Annotated in this window: 17 protein-coding genes; 10 read left to right on the forward strand and 7 right to left on the reverse strand. The window is 72.6% G+C overall.

Features of this window, described 5'->3' with window-relative positions; genetic code table 11:
- Together BA062_RS30630 and BA062_RS30635 are read left to right on the forward strand one after the other, a co-directional pair.
- Positions 1 to 651: a HemK2/MTQ2 family protein methyltransferase gene (locus BA062_RS30630; RefSeq protein WP_110342542.1), complete on the forward strand. Its 651-nt coding sequence runs from the start codon at positions 1 to 3 to the stop codon at positions 649 to 651.
- A complete protein-coding gene (locus BA062_RS30635) occupies positions 620 to 832 on the forward strand; it encodes a CDGSH iron-sulfur domain-containing protein (protein ID WP_110342543.1) in 213 nt (70 codons plus the stop codon). The genes BA062_RS30630 and BA062_RS30635 overlap by 32 nt, the downstream gene beginning before the upstream one ends.
- An 89-nt stretch (positions 833 to 921) precedes the next feature.
- On the opposite strand, the gene BA062_RS30640 is transcribed toward BA062_RS30635, so the two are convergent.
- Positions 922 to 1,395, reverse strand: coding sequence for a carboxymuconolactone decarboxylase family protein (locus BA062_RS30640; protein WP_110342544.1), 474 nt, complete (start codon positions 1,393 to 1,395; stop codon positions 922 to 924).
- 100 nt (positions 1,396 to 1,495) lie between these two features.
- Positions 1,496 to 2,497, reverse strand: a complete 1,002-nt coding sequence (locus BA062_RS30645) for an iron-containing redox enzyme family protein (protein ID WP_110342545.1) — start codon at positions 2,495 to 2,497, stop codon at positions 1,496 to 1,498.
- 114 nt (positions 2,498 to 2,611) lie between these two features.
- On the opposite strand from BA062_RS30645, the gene BA062_RS30650 reads away from it, so the two are divergent.
- The 5 genes from BA062_RS30650 to BA062_RS30670 all read left to right on the forward strand — a co-directional run bounded on the left by BA062_RS30650 (position 2,612) and on the right by BA062_RS30670 (position 8,697).
- On the forward strand, positions 2,612 to 3,496 hold the full coding sequence (locus tag BA062_RS30650) for an RNA polymerase sigma-70 factor (protein WP_110342546.1): 885 nt from the start codon (positions 2,612 to 2,614) through the stop codon (positions 3,494 to 3,496).
- Positions 3,497 to 3,579: 83 nt separating this feature from the next.
- The gene (locus tag BA062_RS30655; protein ID WP_210407035.1) at positions 3,580 to 4,710 is read left to right on the forward strand and encodes an NAD(P)/FAD-dependent oxidoreductase; all 1,131 of its coding nucleotides are present in this window, start codon (positions 3,580 to 3,582) and stop codon (positions 4,708 to 4,710) included.
- Between the two features lie 41 nt (positions 4,711 to 4,751).
- Positions 4,752 to 6,281, forward strand: coding sequence for a phytoene desaturase family protein (locus BA062_RS30660; protein WP_110342547.1), 1,530 nt, complete (start codon positions 4,752 to 4,754; stop codon positions 6,279 to 6,281).
- 14 nt (positions 6,282 to 6,295) lie between these two features.
- Complete coding sequence (locus tag BA062_RS30665) at positions 6,296 to 7,069, forward strand: cyclase family protein (RefSeq protein ID WP_110342548.1); 774 nt, start codon at positions 6,296 to 6,298, stop codon at positions 7,067 to 7,069.
- On the forward strand, positions 7,066 to 8,697 hold the full coding sequence (locus tag BA062_RS30670) for a thiamine pyrophosphate-binding protein (RefSeq protein WP_110342549.1): 1,632 nt from the start codon (positions 7,066 to 7,068) through the stop codon (positions 8,695 to 8,697). Before BA062_RS30665 ends, BA062_RS30670 begins: the two co-directional genes overlap by 4 nt.
- 4 nt (positions 8,698 to 8,701) lie before the next feature.
- Here the strand turns inward: BA062_RS30670 and BA062_RS30675 are convergent, their stop codons facing one another.
- A complete protein-coding gene (locus tag BA062_RS30675; protein ID WP_110342550.1) occupies positions 8,702 to 9,229 on the reverse strand; it encodes a hypothetical protein in 528 nt (175 codons plus the stop codon).
- Between the two features lie 221 nt (positions 9,230 to 9,450).
- A complete protein-coding gene (locus tag BA062_RS30680) occupies positions 9,451 to 10,257 on the reverse strand; it encodes an alpha/beta fold hydrolase (protein WP_110342551.1) in 807 nt (268 codons plus the stop codon).
- A gap of 69 nt (positions 10,258 to 10,326) precedes the next feature.
- Here BA062_RS30680 and BA062_RS30685 point away from each other — a divergent pair, with 69 nt between their 5' ends.
- From BA062_RS30685 to BA062_RS30695, 3 genes are all read left to right on the forward strand, one after another.
- Entirely contained in the window at positions 10,327 to 11,652 is a 1,326-nt protein-coding gene (locus BA062_RS30685; protein WP_110342552.1) for an aminotransferase-like domain-containing protein, read from the forward strand.
- A gap of 51 nt (positions 11,653 to 11,703) precedes the next feature.
- Complete coding sequence (locus BA062_RS30690) at positions 11,704 to 12,024, forward strand: DUF2795 domain-containing protein (protein WP_110342553.1); 321 nt, start codon at positions 11,704 to 11,706, stop codon at positions 12,022 to 12,024.
- 88 nt (positions 12,025 to 12,112) lie between these two features.
- On the forward strand, positions 12,113 to 12,508 hold the full coding sequence (locus BA062_RS30695; protein ID WP_110342554.1) for a hypothetical protein: 396 nt from the start codon (positions 12,113 to 12,115) through the stop codon (positions 12,506 to 12,508).
- An 11-nt stretch (positions 12,509 to 12,519) separates the two neighbouring features.
- Here the strand turns inward: BA062_RS30695 and BA062_RS30700 are convergent, their stop codons facing one another.
- From BA062_RS30700 to BA062_RS30710, 3 genes are all read right to left on the reverse strand, one after another.
- A complete protein-coding gene (locus tag BA062_RS30700; protein ID WP_210407036.1) occupies positions 12,520 to 13,587 on the reverse strand; it encodes an NAD-dependent epimerase/dehydratase family protein in 1,068 nt (355 codons plus the stop codon).
- Entirely contained in the window at positions 13,584 to 14,018 is a 435-nt protein-coding gene (locus BA062_RS30705; RefSeq protein WP_110342555.1) for an SRPBCC family protein, read from the reverse strand. The genes BA062_RS30700 and BA062_RS30705 overlap by 4 nt, the downstream gene beginning before the upstream one ends.
- Positions 14,019 to 14,173: 155 nt before the next feature.
- Positions 14,174 to 14,608: an Hsp20/alpha crystallin family protein gene (locus tag BA062_RS30710; protein ID WP_110342556.1), complete on the reverse strand. Its 435-nt coding sequence runs from the start codon at positions 14,606 to 14,608 to the stop codon at positions 14,174 to 14,176.
- Positions 14,609 to 14,669: the final 61 nt, after the last annotated feature.

Consider the following 14,669-nt stretch of genomic DNA (forward strand, 5'->3'; position numbering starts at 1 on the left):
ATGTGGTTGTTGCGGCCTCCTGGGGTGTATCGCCCGCAGGAGGACACGAACCTGCTCACCGAAGCCGTGCGAACGGCGTCGGTGCCGGTGGGTGCGCGCGTGCTCGACGCGTGCACGGGCACGGGTGCGCTCGCGCTCGCCGCCGCCCGCGCCGGAGCCGGTGCCGTTACCGCGGTCGACGTGTCACGGCGTGCGCTGGCGGCGGCGTGGTGTAACGCCCGGCTGCGGCGGGTGCCGCTGAGCGTGCGCAGGGGTGACGTGACGGCCCTGGCCGGGCTGGGGCGCTTCGACGTCGTGCTCGCGAACCCGCCGTACGTGCCGTGCGAGCGCACGTCGGTCGCGAAATGGGACGCCGGGGCAGACGGCCGGTCTGTGCTCGATCCACTGTGTACGTTCGCGCCGGAGCTGCTGAACTGGCAAGGGTTCCTGCTGCTGGTGCAGTCGGAGCTGAGCGGGGTGGACGAGACGATGGGTGCCCTGCGGACGGCGGGACTCAAGACCTCGATCGTCGCGCGACGGCGGATCCCGTTCGGCCCGGTCCTGCGTGGCCGGGCCCGTTTTCTGGAGGAGCGCGGCCTGATCGAACCGGGCCGGCGGGATGAGGAACTGGTGGTGATCCGTGCCGACCGGGCAGAGCGAGCCGCGGCGTGAGCCGCGCAGGGTGACGGTGGTGCCGGGCGGGCCGATCCTCGTGGAGGGCCCGGTGGAGCTGACGCTCGACGACGGCCGCACCGTCAGCTCGGACCGCTTCCAGGTCGCGGTGTGCGCCTGCCGCCGCAGCAAGGCCTACCCCTTCTGCGACGCCAGCCACCGCAGGCGCACCCGCGGCTGACCGACCGCAGTGAAGGCCACCATCACTGCGTTCAACGCAGTGATGGTGGCCTTCACTGCAGTCCGCAGTCCGCAGTCCGCAGGCCTGCGTCAGCCGAACTGGCCGGGCTGGTAGTCGCCTGCAGGCTGCTGGACCATGACGTTCATGCGGTTGAAGGTGTTGATGAGCGCGATGATCGACACCAGCGCCCCGAGCTGCTCCTCGTCGTAGTGCTTGGCGGCGTTGGTCCAGACCTCGTCGCTGACCCCGCCCGCCGCGTCCGCGATGCGCGTGCCCTGCTCCGCCAGTTCCAGCGCGGCGCGCTCGGCTTCGGTGAACACCGTGGCCTCCCGCCAGCCCGCGACGAGGTGCAGGCGCGTCGCGCTCTCCCCGGCCTTCGCGGCGTCCTTGGTGTGCATGTCGATGCAGAAGGCGCAGCCGTTGATCTGGCTCGCCCGGATCTTCACCAGTTCCTGCGTCGCGGCGGGCAGTGTCGAGTCCGCGGCCACCTTGCCAGCCGAGACGATGTGCTTCAGGAACTTGCCGGTGACCGGGTTGCCGAAGAGGTTCACGCGGGCGTCCATCGTGGACTCCTTGCCGTTGTCGTGGATGGGTACACCTCTTCGACTCGGCAGCCCGGCACGATGTGACAGGTCTGGACGTGACGTGCGTCTCTCGAACGGCTCAGCTCAGTGGTTGCCGCAGCGCGGAGCGGCCCGCCTCCCATGCACCGAGCACGTGCGCGGCGAGACGGTCCTCCAGCAGCCCGGTCGCCTGGATGCCGAAGACGACGTCCGGCGCCAGCTCGGGTTCGCGCTCGAGCAGGTCGCCGATCACCTCACGGCGCATCACCTGCTCGTGCACGGCGTCGGCCTCGACGTGCTCGTCGAAGAAGCGCACGCACGCGTCATCGGCTCCGACCCGGCGCAGTGCCTCGGCCAGCCGTCGGGCGCTCGGCGCCGTGGTGATCTCGGCGGCCGCGAAGTGCCCGACCAGCGCACCGCGCAGACTCCGGTGCAGGCCGAACATCGACATCAGGTTCACCGGCGCGAACGCGTGCGCGGTGGCGTGCTCGGCGTAGTGCAGGTAGCCGGAGTCGAGCCCGGCGGCGTCCAGCAGGTCGGCGTAGAGGCGTGAGTGCATGCGCTCGTAACGCCCGCCGCCGTACTCGTCGAACTCGACGGCCACCAGCGCCGCCTTGGCCTGTCCGCGCAGCCGTGGGATGGCGAAGGCGTGCGGGTCGGCCTCCTTGAGGTGGTAGATCGAGCGCAGCACGAAGTACTCGCGCAGGTGCTCCCACGTGCCGTTGTCGCGCAGCCAATGTGAGACGCCGGTGCCGTCGACGGGCTCCACGAGCAGCTCCTCGAGCGCGCCCCGCACGTCGTCGCCGCCCGTGACGTCGCGCCGCAGGCCGGCGAGGAACTGTCGCTCGAGTGCGTTGCGGGTCTGGATCAGGTCGGGCTGCCACTCCCATTCGGAATCGACGCCCTCGAAGCCCCGGTAGTGCAGCTCGTAACAAACCTGCAGTGCCAGCTGGAGGTCCTCGCCGTAGGGCTCGGCCTTGCCGGCGTGGTGGGGCAGTCCCTGCGGCTGGTGCGGGTCGTCGTGCAGCGCCCTGGCGACCACCTCGGAGAACGGGCCCCGTGGGCGCGGGAGCACTGCCACGTCACGTGTCGTCGTCTGCACGCTCGCCGGTTACCCGGGCCGACGGGGTTCACACACCTGGTCACCTGCCCCCAAGGCCACCTTTGTTGCGTTGAGCGCAACAAAGGTGGCCTTGGGGGCGGTTAGGCTCGGGGCATGTCGATCGCGGCCGGGGAGGTCCGGGAATTCGAACGGCAGCGGCCGCGGTTGTTCGCGATCGCCTACCGACTGCTCGGTTCCGCGAGCGAGGCCGAGGACGCCGTGCAGGACATGTACCTGCGCTGGAGCGCCGCCGACCACGCGAGCGTGCGGACCCCGGGCGCGTGGCTGACGAAGGCGCTCACCAACCTCTGCCTCACCCGGCTCACCTCGGCGCGCGCCCGCAGGGAGACCTACGTGGGGCCGTGGCTGCCCGAACCCGTCGACACCTCCGGTTCCACGCTCGGTCCGCTCGACACCGCCGAGCAGCGCGAGTCGGTGTCGCTCGCCCTGCTGGTCCTGCTGGAACGGCTGACCCCGCCCGAGCGTGCCGTGTTCGTGCTGCGTGAGGCGTTCGGCTACGGCCACGCCGAGATCGCCGAGATCCTCGACCTGACCGAGGCGAACTGCCAGCAGCTGTACCGCCGCGCCCGGCAGCACGTCGCGAGCGAGCGCCCGCGCTTCACCCCGTCGACGGGGGACCGCGAGCGGATCACCCGGCGGTTCCTCGACGCCGCCCGCGGCGGCGATCTCGACGGGCTGCGGAGCCTGCTCGCCGACGACGTCGTGTCGTGGGCCGACGGCGGCGGCAAGGTACACGCCGCCCGCAAGCCGGTCCGCGGTGCCGAGCGTGTCGCGCAGTACCTGTGCCGGCTGGCGGGTGAGGCGGCGGGCGTCGGCTTCGTCGTCACCGAGCTGAACGGCCAGCCCGGCATCGTCGCGACCGTCGGCGGAGCAGTGCTGCTCGCGGTGGTGCTCGACATCGTCGACGGCCGGGTCGCGACGGTCCGCCTCGTCGCCAACCCCGACAAGCTCGGCTTCCTCGGCACGCAGCTGGTGTGACCGACGGCACGCCGCGGGGTTGTCAGCTATCGCGGGGTCACGCGGTTCAGGAGGTGATCTCACCCTCCTGGAAGGAGAATCCCGTGACACACCGCATCGTGGTACTCGGCGGCGGCTACTCGGGGCTGATCGCGGCGAACCGGATCGCCCGCAGGCTGAGCGGAGCCGACGTCATGCTGGTCAACGAGCGGCCGAGGTTCGTCGAACGCGTGCGCCTGCATCAGGTCGCGGCCGGACAGCGACCCGTGGAGCACCTGCTCGCCGACCGCGTCCGGCCCGGCGTGAGGCTCTCCATCGGACGGGTCACCGCGCTCGACCCCGACCGGCGCGAGGTACGTGTCGGCGACGACGCCCTCGGCTACGACACCCTCGTCTACGCACTCGGCAGCGGCGCGGTGGTTCCCGAGTCCGCGGCGGGCGCGCTGACGGCCGCCGGGGCCGAGAGCGCCGAGGAGGCGAGCAAGCGGATCGCGGACCTGGCGGCGGAGAACGGGGTTCTCGCGGTGGTCGGCGGTGGGCTCACCGGCATCGAGACCGCGGCCGAGCTCGCGGAGAGCCACCCTGGGCTGCGCGTGCGGATGCTGACCTCCGGCGAGCCGGGCGGGTTCCTGTCGCCACGCGGGAAGGCGCACGTGCGGCGGGTGTTCGACCGGCTCGGTGTCGAGGTGCTGACCGATGCCGACGTGGAGGAGGTTCGCGAGGACGCCGTGGTGCTGCGGGACGGGCGCGCGGTCGGCGCGGCGCTCACGGTCTGGTCCACCGGTTTCGCCGTGCCCGCGCTCGCCGGGCGCTCCGGGCTCGCGGTGGACGCGCACGGCCGGATCAGGGTCGATGCGACGCTACGGTCGCTGTCGCACCCCGAGGTCTACGCCGTGGGTGACAGCGCGGCCGCGACGAGACAGAACGGGCGTGAGCTGCGCATGGCGTGCGCGACCGGGATCCCGGCGGCGTACTGCGCGGCCGACGCGATCGCGGCGCGGCTCACGGGCAGGGAGGCGAGGCCGCTGCGGTTCCGCTACGTCAACCAGTGCGTGAGCCTCGGCCGCCGCGACGGTCTGGTCCAGTACGTCGACGCCGACGACAATCCACATCGGACGGTGCTGACGGGAAGGCTCGCCGCCCGCTACAAGGAGGCCATCGTGCGCGGCGCACTGTTCGTCACGGCGAAATCGGGTCCCTATTCGTTGGCGCGTCCAAGGTCCGTACTTCGCTAGAGTGCCCTTGGGGGCCCAGGCCGAGTGCGGAGGTACGCGCGATGACCGTCGACGCGATCGTCGTCGGAGCGGGGATCAACGGTCTCGTCGCCGCCGCCGAACTCGGCAAGGCGGGCTGGTCGGTCGCGGTGGTCGAGGCCACTGGAAGGCTCGGTGGGTTCATCGACTCGGCCGAGCGCACGCTGCCAGGGTACGTCCACGACACGTTCTCCTCGTGGCACCCGCTGTTCGTCTCCGGTGCCGCCTACGCCGCGCTCGGCGCGGATCTGCACCGGCACGGGTTGCGTTACCGCAACACCGACGAGCTCGTGACGGCGAGCGTCGCACGCGGTGACCGCGTGGTGGTGGCGTACCGGGACGTGCGCAGGACCGCGGAGGCGTTGGAGCATCCCGGGGACCGGGACCGGTACCTGCGCATGGCGCGCGACGTCGACCCCGCCGTGCTGGGTGCGTTGCTCGGCAGCGAGCCGGGGGTGCGCCCGATCCTGCGCGTGCTGCGTCGCAAACGCTTGCGAGGACTGGAAACGCTGGCCAGGGACCTCGCCACGAGCGGGCGCGGCTACGTCCGCCGTGAGTACGCGGGCTGGGAGGTGGACCAGCTGTGGACGCCGTGGCTGCTGCATGCCGGGCTCGGTCCGGACCACGCGTCGGGCGGGTTCCTGCTGCCGGTGTTCGCGGCCACGCTGCACGCCCACGGCCTGCCCGTGGTGGAGGGCGGGGCGGGCGAGTTCGTCGCCGCGTTCCGGGGGCTGCTCGGTGAGCTGGGGGTCCAGGTGCACGTGGACAGCCCCGTCGAGCGCGTGGTCGTGGAGGGCCGCAGGGCCACGGGTGTGGTGGTGAACGGCGCGACCCTGCGGGCGCGGCGGGCCGTGCTCACCTCGGTGACGCCGACCGCGCTCTACGGCGGCCTCCTGCGCGACGTCCCGCAGCCGCGGCCCTTTCGCCACGGCCGCGCGGCGATGCAGGTGCACCTCGCGTTGTCGGCGCCGCCGCGCTGGCGGGACCAGCGCCTCGCGCGGGTGCCGCTGATCCACCTCGGCGACGGCGCCGCGCACACCGGGATCGCCTGCGCGGAGGCGGAGGCCGGGCTGCTGCCGAGGCGCCCGACCATCGTCGTGGGCCAGCAGTACGTGCTCGACCCCGGCCGCGTGCCCGAGGGCGCGGCGAGCCTGTGGATCCAGCTGCAGGAGGTGCCGTTCGCGCCGAGGGGCGACGCGGCGGGCGAGCTGGACGTCTCCGGCGGCTGGACCCGCGAGCTCGGGCACGCGTTCGCCAACCGCGTGCTCACCCGCATCACCGAGCATGCGCCGGGCCTGCCACGGCTGGTGCGGCACCTCGATGTGCTCACACCCGCCGACCTGCTCGCGGCGAACCCGAACGCGCTCGGTGGCGACCCGTACGGCGGTTCCACCGAGCTGGACCAGAGCTTCCGCTGGCGCGCGCCGCACAAGACGCCGGTGCCCGGGTTGTGGCACATTGGCTCCTCGACGCACCCCGGCGCGGGGCTCGGCGGCGGTTCGGGTCACCTCGTCGCCACCGGGCTCCTGCGGCGGCAACGCAGGCGCCGCTGACGAGAGGACCCGCCATGCCCTTGCTCACGGAACTGCTCGGGGCGATCGGCGCGAACCGGATCGAGGTCGTGGACCTCACCGCGCCGCTCACCGAGAGCACCCCGATCCTCCAGTTGCCGGAACCGTTCGCCAACACGATCCCGTTCCGGCTCGAGCAGATCAGCCGCTACGACGACGCGGGCCCCGCGTGGTACTGGAACGACATCCACACCGGCGAGCACACCGGCACCCACCTCGACGCGCCCGTGCACTGGGTCACCGGCAGGGAAGGCCACGACGTCTCGCAGGTCCCGCTGAGCACCCTCGTCGCGCCCGCCGTGGTGCTGGACGTCTCCGAGCGCGTGGCCGCCGAACCCGACTTCCTGGTGGAGGTTCCCGACGTACGCGCGTGGGAAGCCGAGCACGGCGCGCTGCCCGAGGGCGGCTGGCTGCTGTTGCGCACCGGCTGGGACGAGCGCTCCACCGACGCCGAGCGGTTCCTCAACGCCGACGCGAACGGTTCCCACACGCCGGGAGTCTCCGCCGACTGCGCGCGCTGGCTGGCCGAGGAGACCCCGCTCGCCGGCCTCGGCGTGGAGACGGTCGGCACCGACGCCGGCGCCGCCGCCGGATTCGACCCGCCTTTCCCGTGCCACCACTACTTCCTGGGCGCGGGCAAGTGCGGGCTGACCCAGCTGCGGAACCTCGCCCGCCTGCCGGCGACGGGCGCCGTGCTGGTGGTCGCGCCGCTGCCGATCGTGGGCGGTTCGGGCAGCCCGGCGCGCGTGTTCGCGCTGGTGGAGCGATGAGGGTCGCCGAACACGTCGGGCGGGTGCTGGCCGATCTCGGGGTGGCGCACGCGTTCGGCGTGGTGGGCAGCGGCAACTTCGAGGTGACCAACGCGCTGCGTGCGTACGGGGTTCCGTTCACCGCCGCCCGGCACGAGTGCGGCGCGGCGACGATGGCCGACGCCTACGCGCGCCTGAGCGGCAGGCTCACCGTCGCCACCGTGCACCAGGGCTGCGGGCTCACCAACGCGCTCACCGGCATCGGGGAGGCGGCGAAGAGCCGCACGCCGATGCTCGTACTGGCCGCCGACACGGCGGGCTCGTCGGTCCGCTCGAACTTCCGCATCGACCAGGACGCGGCGGTCACCGCGGTGGGTGCGGTCGCCGAGCGCGTGCACTCGGCGGGCAGCGCCGTCGCCGACACGGTACGGGCCTACCGCGCCGCGGTGCACGAGCGGCGCACGGTGGTGCTGAACCTGCCGTTGGACGTGCAGGCGATGGAGGTATCCGAGCCCGGCCCGGTCGCGGTTCCCCCTGCGCCGCAACCGGTCCGGCCGCATCCGGAGTCGGTCACCGAGCTGGCCGGGCTGCTGTCGTCGGCGCGGCGCCCGGTGTTCGTCGCCGGGCGGGGAGCGCGGGGCGCGGCGGCGGAGCTACGGGAGCTGGGCGAGCGCGCTGGTGCGCTGCTCGCGACGTCGGCCGTCGCGAACGGGCTCTTCACCGACGATCCGTGGTCGCTGGGGATCTCCGGCGGGTTCGCCTCACCTCTCGCGGCCGAGCTGATCGCGGGCGCGGACGTGCTCGTCGGCTGGGGTTGCGCGCTCAACATGTGGACGATGCGGCACGGGGCGCTCATCGGCCACGACACCACGGTGGTGCAGGTGGACGTCGACGCCTCGGCGCTCGGCGCGCACCGGCCCGTCGACCTCGGCGTGGTGGGCGATACCGCGCTGACCGCGCGCGACGTCGCCGCCGTGGCCGAACCGCGCGAGGGTTACCGCACCGGCGGTGTGCGCAGGCGCATCGCGCAGCGCATCCGCTGGCGCGACGAGTCCTATGTGGACTTATCGCCCGGCGGCCGCATCGACGCGCGCACGCTGAGTGCCCGCCTCGACGACCTGCTGCCCGCCGAGCGCGTGGTCGCGGTCGACTCGGGCAACTTCATGGGCTACCCGAGCGCGTACCTCTCCGTGCCCGACGAGAACGGTTTCTGCTTCACGCAGGCCTTCCAGTCGATCGGCCTCGGTCTGGCGAGCGCGATCGGCGCCGCGCTCGCGCGGCCGGACCGGCTGCCCGTGGCCGCGCTCGGCGACGGCGGCGGGCTGATGAGCGTCGCGGAGCTGGAGACCGTGGCGCGGCTGGGTCTGCCGATGGTGATCGTGGTCTACAACGACGCGGGCTACGGCGCCGAGGTGCACCACTTCGCGGGTCCCGGCGTGGATCTGGACGCCGTGCGGTTTCCCGACACCGACTTCGCTGCGATCGCGCGCGGCTTCGGCTGCGACGCCGTCACGGTGCGCGGCGAACCGGACCTCGGCGGGGTGTCCGGCTGGCTCGCCGGGCCGAGGGACCGGCCGCTGCTGATCGACGCGAAGATCGCCGACGACGGCGGGTCCTGGTGGCTCGCGGAGGCGTTCCGCGGCCACTGAGCCGTCAGCAGAAGATCCAGAACCAGCAGTCGTCGTCCTCGGGCGGCGTCGTGGTCGTGGTCGTGGTCGGTGCGTGCGAGGACGAGGACGACGGCGGCGACGGTGGTGGCTCCTCCGGTGAGGACGGATCCGGGGTGTCCTCGTCGGTCGGCTCCGGCTCCGGCTCCGTGGTCGTGGTGGTCGGCTCGGTCGTCGTGGTGGTCTCGTCGGTGGTCGTGGTCTGCTCCGACGTCTCCGGCTCGCCGGGGTCCACGGCGGTGGGGGAGTAGGTGATCTCGCGCGTGGGCGTGGTGTCCGGGCCGGAGATCCCCGAGGTGCGGGTGGGCAGCGCGATCACCACGGCGTCGTCCGGATCGGGGGCGGGCTCGTCGTCGCCGCCCTCGGTGGTCACGAAGAACGCGGCGACACCGCAGCCGATCACGACGGCGCCCATCACGGCGAGGACGCGGAGCCGGGACCGCGGGCCCGGGGGAACCCGGTCGTTCCAGCGGTCGTCGTCGGACAGCCGAGTCACCGACACGTCGTCGTACACCGGGTAAGCCTTTCGGGCGGGGAAGGCAGCTGCGGACCGGCAAGTTGTGACTCGCAGTGGTCCAGCGGAGCCTTTTTACCCTAGAACGGCACCCGATGGGACTACATCGGGGGATTGTTCTCACGGAATCGATACGCTGTGGCAAAATCACTGCCCTTTTGTCACCTCGCCCTAACGCGCCGCGATCACCACCCCGCCCCCGGCCGCAGTGAAGGTGGCCTTCACCGCAGTGGGGCCGACCTGGTGAGGAAGTCCAGCACCGCGTCGTCGAACGCCACCTCGCGTTCCAGGTTCGGCAGGTGCGCCGCACCCTCGATCACGGTCAGCTCCGCCCCGGGAATGCGCTCGCACAGGAACTTCGCGACCTCCACCGGCGTGTACTCGTCCTCGTCGCCGACCACAACGAGCGTGGGCACGGCGATGTCCGCCAGCATCGGCACGTAGTCAGTGCGTTCCGCGCGTCCGCGCAGCGCCGCCGCCGCGCCCTCGGGGGAGGTGCCCGTCATCATCCGGAGGACGTGCTTCGCCGTGGCCGGCAGCGCGCGGATGTTGTGCGGTGCCAGCATCTTCGGCAGCACCTCGTGCGCGTACGGGCCGAGTCCTTCGCGCAGCAGCCGTTCCGCCAGTTCGCGCCGGGCGGCCCTGCCCCCGGGCGGCTCGGCGTGCGGTGTGGTGTCGGCGAGCAGCAGGCCGCGGACCCGGTGGGGGAACTGGCGCAGGCACTCCAGCACGATCTGCCCGCCCATCGACAGTCCACCGAGGACGAACCGCTCGACGCCGAGCGCGTCGAGCAGTGCCCCGATGTCCCGCGCGAACGTCCCCAGCGGCGTGCTGCCGGGGACCACGGTGCTCTCGCCGTATCCGCGTAGGTCCGGGGTGATCACGCGCCAGCCCTCGCGCGCGAAGCGTACGGCCTGCGGGCGCCACATCGTGCGGTCGAACGGGTGCCCGTGCACGAGGACCAGCGGCGTTCCGCTGCCGGTGTCGTCGAAGCCGACCGTGATGCCGTTGACGGGAAGTGTGCTCACGGCTCGACGCTATCCAGTGCAATATCTCGGTGCAATGAAAACATTGACCTCGGTGCAATAATGTCCGGCATGGACGACTACCGGGCCATCGCCGACGCCGTCGCCGCCGATATCGCGGCGGGCAGGCTCCAGCCGGGCCAGCGGCTCCCACCCCAGCGCCGCTTCGCCCGCACCCGTGGCATCGCCGCCTCCACGGCCGCACGCGTGTACACGGAGCTGACCCGGCGCGGGCTCGTCGCCGGCGAGGTCGGCAGGGGCACGTTCGTGCGCGCCGGCCTGCCGCTCGTCGAGCCCGCGCTGGTCGAACCCGCCACCGCGCGCGTGGACCTCGAGCGGAACTTTCCCGTGTTGCCGGGCCAGGCCGACCAGCTCGCGGCCTCGCTCACCGGCCTGCTGCGCGCCGACGCGCTCGGTGCGGCACTGCGCCCGGTCGGCGTGTCCGGCACGCAGACCGCCCGCACGGCGGCGGCGCGCCTGCTGTCGCGCGCGGGCTGGTCGCCCGAGCCCGAGCGGATCCTGTTCTCCGGCAACGGAAGGCAGGCCATCGCGGCGGCCATCTCCGCACTGGTGCCGGTCGGTGGCAGGCTCGGCGTCGAGGCGCTGACCTACCCCGTGGTGAAGGGGATCGCCCCGCGCCTCGGCTGCACGCTCGTTGCGCTGCCCACCGACGACGAGGGAATCGTGCCGGACGCGCTGCGCACGGCGAACGTGCACGCCGTCTACGTCCAGCCGGTACTGCACAATCCGCTCGGCATCACGATGCCCGCCCGGCGCCGCGGCGAACTCGGCGCGGTCGTGCGGGCGCTCGACCTGCCCGTCGTGGAGGACGCCGTCTACGCCTTCCTGCGCGACGAGCCGCCACTCGCCGCCGAGGCGCCGGAGCACACGGTGGTGACCGACAGCCTCTCCAAACGGCTGGCACCGGAGCTGACCCTCGGCTTCGTCGTCCCGCCCGCCCGGCTCGCCGACCGCGTCGCCTCCGCGCTGCGATCGGGAGCCTGGACCGCGCAGGGGTTCGCGATCGACGCCGCGACCCGCTGGATCGGCGACGGCACCGCCGAGGCCGTCCAGACCGCCAAACGCGCCGATGCCGCACGCAGGCAGGAGCTGGTGCGCGAGCGCCTGGCGGCGTTCGCCGTGCGGGCCGATCCCGCCGCCTACCACTGCTGGTGGGAGCTGCCCGCGCAGTGGCGGGCGGAGACGTTCGTCGCGGCCGCCGCGCGCAGGGGCATCGCCGTGAGCCCGGCGGGAGCGTTCACGGTCGGCTCGGGTCACGCGCCCAGCGCCGTGCGGCTCGCCCTCGCCTCACCACCGGAGCCGGTGCTCGCCGCCGCGCTCGGCACCCTCGCCGGGCTCGCCGCCGCGGCACCGGAGGACGAGACGGCCATCAGCTGAGCCGTTTCGGTGGAAAGCGACGGGGGTATCTCGCGCCCGGAGGTGACACACATGGCGACGACGACCACCGCCGAGCGGGTACGCGCCGTGCTGTCCGATGCGGACTTCCCCGCGGAGAAGGCCGATCTGGTGCGCTGCGCCGAGAACGCCGAGGCCGACACGGACACCATCAAGGCGCTGGGCGCCATGCCGCCCGTCACGTACGCGAACCTCGCCGAGGTGATGCGGTCGGTGCCGCTCGACCAGGGGCAGAGCGCGGCCGAGGAGGCTGCCCGGCGGCGGGAGCACGACAAGCCCGGACTGGCGCAGCGGGAGAAGGACGTCTCCGGGCACCCGATCGTCGACGAGCTGGGCGAGAACCGGGGCAGTTGAGCGGCTTCGCGGCGCGGGCGGTTTCGGTTTCCGGCCATCCGGGTAGCTTCCTGGCGCGAGTCCGCTTCACCGACAGGACGTCCCCATCATGGATCTGACCGGTAACCGCGACGTGGACACCACGGCCGCAGCCCTGGCCGCCCGCGCCGAAGACGCCGCCCGCGCCCTCTACCAGCGCACCGCGGGCCAGGCAGAGGAAGAGAGCATCGCCGATGCCGACGAGGTGCACCGCATGCTCGGTTCACTCAAGCTCGTGGTCGAGAACCTCGCCCGCTGCCTTCCGGAGCTGAACACGTGGCTGGAACAGCGCATGTGGTCCGGAACGCTCGGCAAGGGCGACGACGCGTCGTTCGACGAGCTGACCAAGTCGACCTTCGAGGTCGCCGCCGCGCTGGCCAGGGCCCACCGTATGAGCGCACAGCTGGGCCGGGAACTCCAGGCCGCGCAGACCGCGAGCCGCGAACTCGCGGCGAAGACGACGTAACACCGCTCTGCTCAAGGCTTCTTGCCGACACCCGTCGCCAGTTCGCCGAGCCGTCCGCCGGCCACCGAGGACGCCAGCGGGGGAGTGGCCATGCCCTCTCGCTCGCGCAGTCCGGTGAGGAACTCGGCGAGCGCGTCGGCCGCCGAGTAGCGCGCGGTCCACGCCAGGTCCGTCCTGGCCCTGGTGGTGTCCATCAGCGGCAGCCGCAGCACCGCGTCGAACAGCCCCGGTGACGCGGGCACCGCGTGCAGCTTCCAGGCCGCGGCGACCGCGGTGCGTGCCACGACCGCGGGCAGCGGAACGGTGCGGGCACCGAGCAATTCGGCGATCAGCTTCGGGTCGACCACCGGATCCGCGGCGAGGTTGAACGCGCCCCGCACGGGATTCAGCGTCGCGAGGCGGAACGCCTCACCGACGTCGGCGGAGTGCACGGCCTGCATCGTGAGCCCGGGAACGTCCGGCACCACCGGAACCAGACCGGGCCGCACGAGGCTCGCCGGCACGAGCGGTCCCGCGAACAGCCTCCGCTGCTCGGAGGCGGCCTCACGCTTGAAGACGAACGCGGGCCGCATCCGCACCACGCGAATGTGCGGATGGGTGCGCGTGAACGCGTCGAGCACCCGCTCCAGGTACGCCTTCTCGCGCGTGTAGGCGGCGCCGGGCCAGCCGTGCGTCGGCCACTGCTCGTCGACCGTGCGGTCCTTCGGTCCCGGCGAGTACGCCCCCACCGACGACGCGTACAGCAGTGCGGGCACCTCGCAGCGGGCGACGGCGTCGAACACACGCACGCTGCCGAGCACGTTCGCGTCCCACGTCGTGGCCGGGTCGCGGGTCGGCTGGAACAGCCACGCCAGATGAATCACCACGTCGGCGCCGGTGAGGATCCGGTCCAGTTCATCATCGGTCGCCTGCGGCAGGTCGAGTGTCTCGATCGCGAGCTTGGGGCGCGTCCATTCCGGCTCCCTGCGGGCGATGCCGGTGATCGACGTGACGCGCGGGTCCTCCGACAGCGCCTCGACCACGCTCGTGCCGAGGTTGCCGGTGGCGCCGGTGACGACGACGCGCAGCTGCTGGTTCATGCCCACCGCCCTCCGGTCTGCTCGGTCACCAGCGCGGCGAGCCGGTCGAGCGCTTCCTCGATCCTGCGGTCGGCCTCCTCGCTCACCTCGCCGCCGAGCGCCTCGGCCTGCTCGCCCGCGAAGGTGAGGTGCATGGTGGCGACGCTGCCGGACCGGTCGTCGGCGGGGTCGATCTGCAGCCAGCCGTCGTAGTGCTCGTCGCCGGAACCGCCCCAGGACAGCCTGCGCCGCTCGCGGTCGACGTCGATGAACCCGGTGGCGTCGTGGACCTCGCTGCCGCTGGCCACCCACGCGTGCAGCGCGCCCTCCCCGGCGGGCTCCACGTCGACGCCCTCGGGCGTCCAGGCGTTCAGCGTGCCCGGGCCGGCGGCGATGTCGAACGCGGTCGCCGGATCTGCGGAAATGGTGCGCTGGTGCTCGAACTCGGACATGTCCGAGACGTACCCACCCCTGAAGCGGATATGCGCACCCACCTGAGGAGTGCCGACCCCTCAGGAGCGCCAACCGCAGTGAAGGCCACCTTCACTGCGTTGAACGCAGGCAGGGTGGCCTTCACTGCAGCCGGGTCGGCTTGAATCGGGGTGGTTCACTTCTCGGTGATCTCGATGCGGCGCGGGGTGGCCGAGGCGCTCTTGGGCACCCGTACCGTCAGCACGCCGTCGGCGAGCTCGGCCGCGATCGCGTCCTGCTCCACGCCGCGCGGCAGCGTGACGGCGTAGCGGAACTGACCGGTGCGGCGAGTGCGGTGGCGCAGGCTGCCCTCGCGCCCCGTCTCGGCGACCTCACCGCTGACCGTCAGCCTGTTCGCGGCGACGTCGACGCTGATGTTCTCCCTCGCGACACCCGGCACCTCGATCTCGACCACGTAGGCGTCGTCGGTCTCGGACACGTCCGCGGCGGGCACCCACGCGCGGGGCTGGTCGGCGCGGACGAGACCCAGCCGTCGGTACAGGTCGTCGAAGTCCCGGAACGGGTCCCAGCTGGCGAGCGGACGAGAGGTCCGAACAGCGGGCAGTGTCATGGCTCCTACCTCCTGGAAGCTCCCTGGCCCCCTGGCGGGGACATCACCTCCTCAAACGGAC

The organism is Prauserella flavalba (assembly GCF_003202235.1).
Lineage (GTDB): Bacteria > Actinomycetota > Actinomycetes > Mycobacteriales > Pseudonocardiaceae > Prauserella_A > Prauserella_A flavalba.